Annotated in this window: 5 protein-coding genes and 1 rRNA gene; 5 read left to right on the forward strand and 1 reads right to left on the reverse strand. The window is 55.8% G+C overall.

Annotated elements, in window-relative coordinates; genetic code table 11:
• Window positions 1–8: 8 nt before the first annotated feature.
• Complete coding sequence (fadB, locus tag IB226_RS21005) at window positions 9–2192, reverse strand: fatty acid oxidation complex subunit alpha FadB (protein WP_192236901.1); 2184 nt, start codon at window positions 2190–2192, stop codon at window positions 9–11.
• Window positions 2193–2378: 186 nt separating this feature from the next.
• On the opposite strand from fadB, the gene pepQ reads away from it, so the two are divergent.
• From pepQ to IB226_RS21030, 5 genes are all read left to right on the forward strand, one after another.
• Complete coding sequence (pepQ, locus tag IB226_RS21010; RefSeq protein ID WP_101763928.1) at window positions 2379–3710, forward strand: Xaa-Pro dipeptidase; 1332 nt, start codon at window positions 2379–2381, stop codon at window positions 3708–3710.
• Window positions 3710–4327, forward strand: a complete 618-nt coding sequence (locus IB226_RS21015) for an IMPACT family protein (protein WP_192236902.1) — start codon at window positions 3710–3712, stop codon at window positions 4325–4327. Before pepQ ends, IB226_RS21015 begins: the two co-directional genes overlap by 1 nt.
• Before the next feature lie 27 nt (window positions 4328–4354).
• The gene (gene trkH / locus IB226_RS21020) at window positions 4355–5806 is read left to right on the forward strand and encodes a Trk system potassium transporter TrkH (RefSeq protein ID WP_101763723.1); all 1452 of its coding nucleotides are present in this window, start codon (window positions 4355–4357) and stop codon (window positions 5804–5806) included.
• A gap of 17 nt (window positions 5807–5823) precedes the next feature.
• On the forward strand, window positions 5824–6360 hold the full coding sequence (gene hemG, locus IB226_RS21025; protein ID WP_192236903.1) for a menaquinone-dependent protoporphyrinogen IX dehydrogenase: 537 nt from the start codon (window positions 5824–5826) through the stop codon (window positions 6358–6360).
• Window positions 6361–6768: 408 nt separating this feature from the next.
• Window positions 6769–6876, forward strand: a 16S ribosomal RNA gene (locus IB226_RS21030); the annotation flags it as partial.

Here is a 6876-nt window from a genome sequence, read left to right on the forward strand (position 1 = left end):
TCATTACCTCAGGCACTTTGCAGCGCCGCTTCGTCAATCGGTTGCACCGCGGGATACCAGCTCTGATGCTGATGGGCTTTTTGCAACAGCAGCTCCGGCAGCGCATACAGCGGGCCGAGCGCGGTATAACGTTTGGCCTGATCGACCACGTTGCTGTTGCCCAGCGTATCCATGTAGCGGAACGCGCCGCCACGGAACGGCGGGAAGCCTAAACCGTACACCAGCGCCATATCAGCTTCGGCCGGTGAAGCGATGATCTTCTCTTCGAGGCAGCGCACCACTTCGTTGAGCATCGGCAGCATCATGCGGTTGGCGATCTCGTCATCGCTGAACACGCGCGTCGGCTGGCAAATCGGTTCCAGCAGCGCATCGACAGCCGCATCGGCTCTCTTCTGCGCTTTGCCTTTTTTATCCTGCTCCCAGCGGTAAAAGCCCTGACCGTTTTTCTGGCCGTAACGTTTGGCGTCAAACAGCACGTCGATCGCGTCGCGATAATCTTTCTGCATGCGAGACGGGAAACCTTGCGCCATCACCTGCTGAGCGTGATGCGCGGTATCAATGCCGACCACATCCAGCAGCCACGCGGGGCCCATCGGCCAGCCGAACTGTTTTTCCATCACTTTATCGATCTGACGGAAATCCGCGCCGTCGCGCAGCAGCAGGCTGAAGGCGGCGAAGTAGGGGAACAGCACGCGATTCACAAAGAAGCCGGGACAGTCATTCACCACAATCGGCGTCTTGCCCATTTTGCTCGCCCAGGCCACCACTTTACTGAGGGTCGCTTCTGAGGTTTTCTCACCGCGAATCACTTCAACCAGCGGCATACGCGGTACCGGATTGAAGAAGTGCATGCCGCAGAAGTTTTCCGGACGTTTCAGGGCTTGCGCCAGCAGGCTGATCGGAATGGTTGAGGTGTTGGAGGCGAGAATGGCGTCCTCGCGCAGATGCTGTTCGGTCTCTGCCAGCACTTTGGCTTTGATCTGCGGATTCTCTACTACCGCTTCTACCACCACGTCGGTGCGTTCGAATCCGGCGTAATCCAGCGTGGGCTGAATGGTGGTGAGTACGCTCGCCAGTTTCGCGCCGTCAATTTTGCCGCGCTCCAGCTGTTTGTTCAGCAGCTTGCTGGCTTCGGTCATGCCCAGCGTTAACGCCTGCGGATTGATATCTTTCATCATCACCGGCACACCTTTCCATGCCGATTGATAAGCAATGCCGCCGCCCATAATGCCTGCGCCTAATACTGCCGCTTGCTGCGGCGCACCGGCTGCACTGCTGTGCTTCTTCGCCAGGCCTTTGACGTACTGATCGTTAAGGAAGATACCGACCAACGCGCGTGCCACATCGTTTTGCGCCAGCGGCACAAACGCGGCGGTTTCCAGCTTCAGCGCATCATCACGTCCGAGGCTGGCGGCAGCTTCAATGGTTTTCACGGCGGTAATCGGTGCCGGATAGTGTTTGCCCGCGGTTTGCAGCACCATGCTTTTGGCGATGGTGAAGCTCATGGCGGCTTCAATCGGGCTGAGTTTCAGCGGTGCCAGTTTCGGCGCGCGGCGAGCCTGCCAGTTGCCCTGTACGATGGCGTCCTGCAACACGGTCAGCGCAGCGGCATGTAGTTTGTCGCTGCTGACCACCGCATCCACCAAACCGAGTTTCAGGGCGCTGCTGCCATCAACATCTTTACCGGCGGCGATAATCTCCATCGCGCTATCGGCGCCAAGCAGGCGCGGCAAGCGCACGCTGCCGCCGAAGCCCGGCATAATGCCCAGTTTGGTTTCCGGCAGGCCGATGCGTGCGGTCGGCGTGGCAATGCGGAAGTCGGTCGCCAGTATGCATTCACAGCCGCCGCCCAGCGCATAGCCGTCGATGGCGGCCACGGTGGGCACCGGCAAATCTTCTAAACGATTGAAGATGCTGTTGGCAAACGCCAGCCATTGGCTCAGCTTCTCTTCTGGCGCATCAAACAGCGACAGGAATTCTGTGATGTCGGCACCAACGATAAATGCCGGTTTGGCCGACGAGAGCAACAGGCCGCGCAGCGCGGGTTGCTGTTCCAATACGCTTAATGCCTCGCCCAACGAGGCAACGGTTTTGGTATCGAGTTTGTTCACCGAACCGGGCGCATCGAAAACCAGCTCGGCGATGCCGTCGTCAAGCCAGTGAACTGAAAGGGTATCGCCTTGGTAGAGCATGTCCGTCTCCTGAAACCGCGAAAGTTGATCTGGTCATACCAGATGAGTTGGAGTGTGGGTGTGATGTTAATTATTTGCAAACCAGAGTTTGATTATTTGATACAACGATCACAGCGCGCGCAGCACGGCATCACTAACACGGCTGTGCTACACTGCGGCCACTTTCGCGACATCGGAGACAAGTCCATGGATTCACTGAAAACCCTGTATCACGCGCACATCAATACGCTGCAGCAGCGAGCGCAGCAGGTGCTGGCTCGCTTTAAGCTTGATGCCATGCTGATTCATTCCGGCGAACTGTTGACCGTTTTTCTCGACGATCACGACTATCCGTTTAAAGTGAATCCCCAGTTCAAAGCGTGGGTGCCGGTGACGCAGGTGCCAAACTGCTGGTTATGGATTGATGGCGTGAATAAACCCAAGCTGTGGTTCTATTCGCCGGTTGATTACTGGCACAACGTTGAGCCGCTGCCAAACAGCTTCTGGACTAACGACGTGGAGGTGATTGGCCTGAAGAGTGCCGATGAGATCGCGCAGCTGCTGCCAGCACAGCGCGAGAAAGTGGCCTATATCGGTCCGGTGCCGTCACGCGCTTCCCAGCTCGGTATTAACAGCGAGCAGGTGAACCCGAAAGGCGTGATCGATTTCCTGCATTATCATCGCAGTATCAAAACCGACTATGAACTGGCGTGTATGCGCGAAGCGCAGAAGCTGGCGGTGGCGGGCCATCGCGCTGCCAAAGAGGCGTTCTTCTCTGGCATGAGCGAGTTCGATATCAATATCGCCTATCTGACCGCAACCGGCCATCGCGATACCGATGTGCCATATGGCAACATCATCGCGCTCAATGAACATGCCGCGGTGCTGCACTACACCAAACTGGATCATCAGCCGCCGGCCAAACGCCACAGCTTCCTGATTGACGCCGGTGCGGAATACCTCGGTTACGCCGCTGACCTGACGCGCAGCTACGCGGCGCAGAGCAAATCGCGCTATGCCGACATGGTTGCGGCGATGAACAAGGAAGAGCTGGCGCTGATCGCCACCTTGAAAGCCGGCGTGCGCTATACCGATTATCATCTGCAGATGCATCAGCGCATTGCGCGTCTGCTGCTGAAGTTCGAGTTGGTGAAAGGCCTGACTGAAGAGACGCTGGTGGCGGAAGATTTAACCGGTCCGTTTATGCCGCACGGCCTTGGACATCCGCTCGGCTTGCAGGTGCACGATGTGGCTGGCTTCATGCAGGATGACAACGGTACGCATCTGGCGGCACCGTCGCAGTATCCGTATTTGCGTTGTACGCGCGTGCTGGAACCTGGCATGGTGCTGACTATCGAACCGGGCTTCTATATTATCGATTCGCTGCTGACGAAGCTGCGCGGCGGCAAGTTCAGCCAATACTTTGACTGGGCGGCAATTGATGCACTGAAACCTTACGGCGGTATTCGTATCGAGGATAACGTGGTGGTTCACGCTAATCGCATTGAAAACATGACGCGCGACTTGCACCTTGCCTGATGGATGCTTACGACATTCCCGCTCGGGCCGTAAGCCTCAGCGAGGAAACCATCAAGAAAAGCCGCTTCATCACCTTGCTGGCGCACACGGCCGGCGTGGAAGCGGCGCGCGCGTTTGTGCAGCAGGTGAAGCAGGAACATCCCACCGCGCGGCATCACTGCTGGGCGTGGGTGGCGGGTGCGCCGGATGATTCGCAGCAGCTGGGTTTCTCCGATGATGGCGAACCTTCTGGCACCGCGGGCAAACCGATGCTGGCCCAGCTGATGGGTAGCGGTGTCGGTGAGATCACCGCGGTGGTGGTGCGTTATTATGGCGGCATCATGCTGGGTACCGGCGGACTGGTAAAAGCTTATGGCGGCGGCGTGCAGCAAGGGCTGAAGCAACTGGCGCGTCAGCGTAAAGTGCCGATGGAATCTTTTACCCTGCAGTGCGATTACGCCCAACTCAGCGACATCGAACGCTTGCTGCAACGTTTTGACGGCATTATAGAAGAGAGCCATTATCAGGATCGTATTGCGCTGCGTTTAGCGTTGCCGCATGCGCAGATTGATGGCTTTCGCCAAAACCTGTCTGATTACAGCCGGGGCGCGCTGACGCTCATCCCGCTGACAAACTAAAAGCTTCTGTTTAAAGGAAACGGCTGAATGCATTTTCGCGCCATTACCCGCATCGTGGGCCTGCTGGTGATTCTGTTCTCGGTGACCATGATTTTACCGGGCCTCGTCGCCTTGATTTACCGTGATGGTGCCGGGCGCGCGTTCAGTCAGACCTTTATGATGGCGATCGTTATCGGTTCACTGCTGTGGTGGCCAAACCGCAAGCAGAAAACCGAACTCAAGCCGCGCGAAGGCTTCCTTATCGTGGTGCTGTTCTGGACCGTGTTGGGCAGCGTCGGTGCGATGCCGTTTATCTTCGCCGAGCAGCCGCATCTCTCAATCACTGATGCCTTCTTTGAGTCCTTCTCTGGCCTCACTACCACCGGCGCCACCACGCTGGTGGGACTGGATACGTTGCCTAAAGCGATTTTGTTCTATCGTCAGATGCTGCAGTGGCTCGGCGGGATGGGGATCATTGTGCTGGCGGTGGCGATTCTGCCCATTCTGGGCGTGGGTGGCATGCAGCTCTATCGCGCCGAAATGCCGGGACCGTTGAAAGATAACAAGATGCGCCCGCGTATCGCGGAAACAGCTAAAACGTTGTGGCTGATCTACGTATTGCTCACCGTGGCGTGCGCGGTGGCGCTGTGGCTGGCGGGCATGCCGATGTTTGATGCTATCGGCCATAGCTTCTCGACGATCGCGATTGGCGGGTTCTCAACCCATGATGCCAGCATCGGCTACTTTAATAGCCCAACCATCAACACCATTGTCGCGGTATTTCTGCTGATCTCGGGCTGTAACTATGGCCTGCACTTCTCTTTATTAAGTGGTCGCAACCTGAAAGTGTACTGGCGCGATCCCGAATTCCGCATGTTTATTGGCGTACAACTGACCTTAGTGCTGATCTGTACCATAGTGTTGTGGTTCCACAATGTATACGCCAGCGGCTGGCAAACGCTGAATCAGGCGTTTTTCCAGGTGGTATCAATGGCGACCACGGCCGGTTTTACCACCGACAGTATTGCGCGCTGGCCGCTGTTCCTGCCGGTGCTGCTGCTGTGCTCGGCTTTTATCGGCGGCATGGCGGGTTCAACCGGCGGCGGTTTGAAGGTGATTCGCATTCTTCTGCTGTTCAAACAGGGTTCGCGTGAACTGAAGCGATTGGTGCACCCGAATGCGGTTTACACCATCAAGTTGGGTAATCGCGCGCTGCCGGAACGTATCCTCGAAGCGGTGTGGGGTTTCTTCTCAGCTTATGCGCTGGTGTTCCTGCTCAGCATGTTGGCGATCATCGCCACTGGCGTGGATGACTTCTCGGCTTTTGCTGCCGTGGCCGCGACCCTGAATAACCTCGGGCCCGGTTTGGGCGTGGTGGCAGACAACTTCACTTCAATGAATGATGTCGCGAAGTGGATTTTGATTTTAACCATGCTGTTTGGACGCCTTGAAGTGTTCACGCTGCTGGTGCTGTTTACGCCGACCTTCTGGCGCGAATAATAAAATAGGATTGAGTAATGAAAGCGTTGATTCTGTATTCCAGCCGCGATGGACAAACTCGTGACATTGCCGCGCGCATTGCGCAGACGTTAGTGCCGCATCAACTGTGTGACGTGATCGATTTACTACAGGCACCGCAGATTGATTGGTTGCAGTACGATCGCGTGCTGATTGGTGCTTCGATCCGCTATGGCCATTTCAATCCGGCGTTGCTGAAATTTGTCACCCAGCACAGAGCACAGCTGCAGCAGCGGGTGAGCGGCTTCTTTAGTGTCAACCTGACGGCGCGTAAAGCAGATAAGTGTACGCCAGAGACCAATGCGTATACGCGCAAGTTCCTGGAGCAGTCACCGTGGCAACCCGATTGCTGTGCGGTTTTCGCTGGGGCGTTGCGTTATCCGCGTTATCGCTGGTTTGATCGCGTCATGATTCAATTCATTATGCGTATGACCGGCGGGGAAACCGATACATCGAAAGAAGTTGAATACACCGATTGGAATAAAGTGGCGCTTTTTGCTCAGGGTTTTGCGCAGTTACCAGGCAAATCGTTGTGAAATACAGCGTTGTGGCGAAATTTAGGTCGAACAGTAATTTATTTGCAATTAACCCTTGTCAGCTCCAAATAACTCCCTATAATGCGCCACCACTGAGACGGCAAAGCGGCAACGCAGACGGCTCAGCAGGGAGTGAAGAAATTCATCCCGCCGGATGAAAACGCTGAAAAAAGTGTTTGACTCCGAAGGAGAGTAGCGTAGTATACGCCACCTCGCGACAGACGGTTCAGCCGTTGTTCGCATCGCTCTTTAACAATTTATCAGACAATCTGTGTGGGCACTCGCAGGATTGATATCCGCGTCTCCGGACGCAAAAAATATCAAAGCCTCACGAGTGAACACATAATGAAATTCATTATGACGTTTTACAGATGAGCACCGCTGAACTCGTTTCAGCAAATCAAACTTAAATTGAAGAGTTTGATCATGGCTCAGATTGAACGCTGGCGGCAGGCCTAACACATGCAAGTCGAACGGTAGCACAGAGAGCTTGCTCTCGGGTGACGAGTGGCGGAC

The organism is Pantoea sp. PNT03 (genome assembly GCF_014852515.1).
Taxonomy (GTDB): domain Bacteria; phylum Pseudomonadota; class Gammaproteobacteria; order Enterobacterales; family Enterobacteriaceae; genus Pantoea; species Pantoea leporis.

Bases quoted from the DNA above. Each gene is read 5' to 3' on its own strand.
- trkH (WP_101763723.1), top strand. From the start codon at position 4,355: ATGCATTTTCGCGCCATTACCCGCATCGTGGGCCTGCTGGTGATTCTG.
- hemG (WP_192236903.1), top strand. From the start codon at position 5,824: ATGAAAGCGTTGATTCTGTATTCCAGCCGCGATGGACAAACTCGTGAC.
- pepQ (WP_101763928.1), top strand. From the start codon at position 2,379: ATGGATTCACTGAAAACCCTGTATCACGCGCACATCAATACGCTGCAG.
- IB226_RS21015 (WP_192236902.1), top strand. From the start codon at position 3,710: ATGGATGCTTACGACATTCCCGCTCGGGCCGTAAGCCTCAGCGAGGAA.
- fadB (WP_192236901.1), bottom strand. From the start codon at position 2,192: ATGCTCTACCAAGGCGATACCCTTTCAGTTCACTGGCTTGACGACGGC.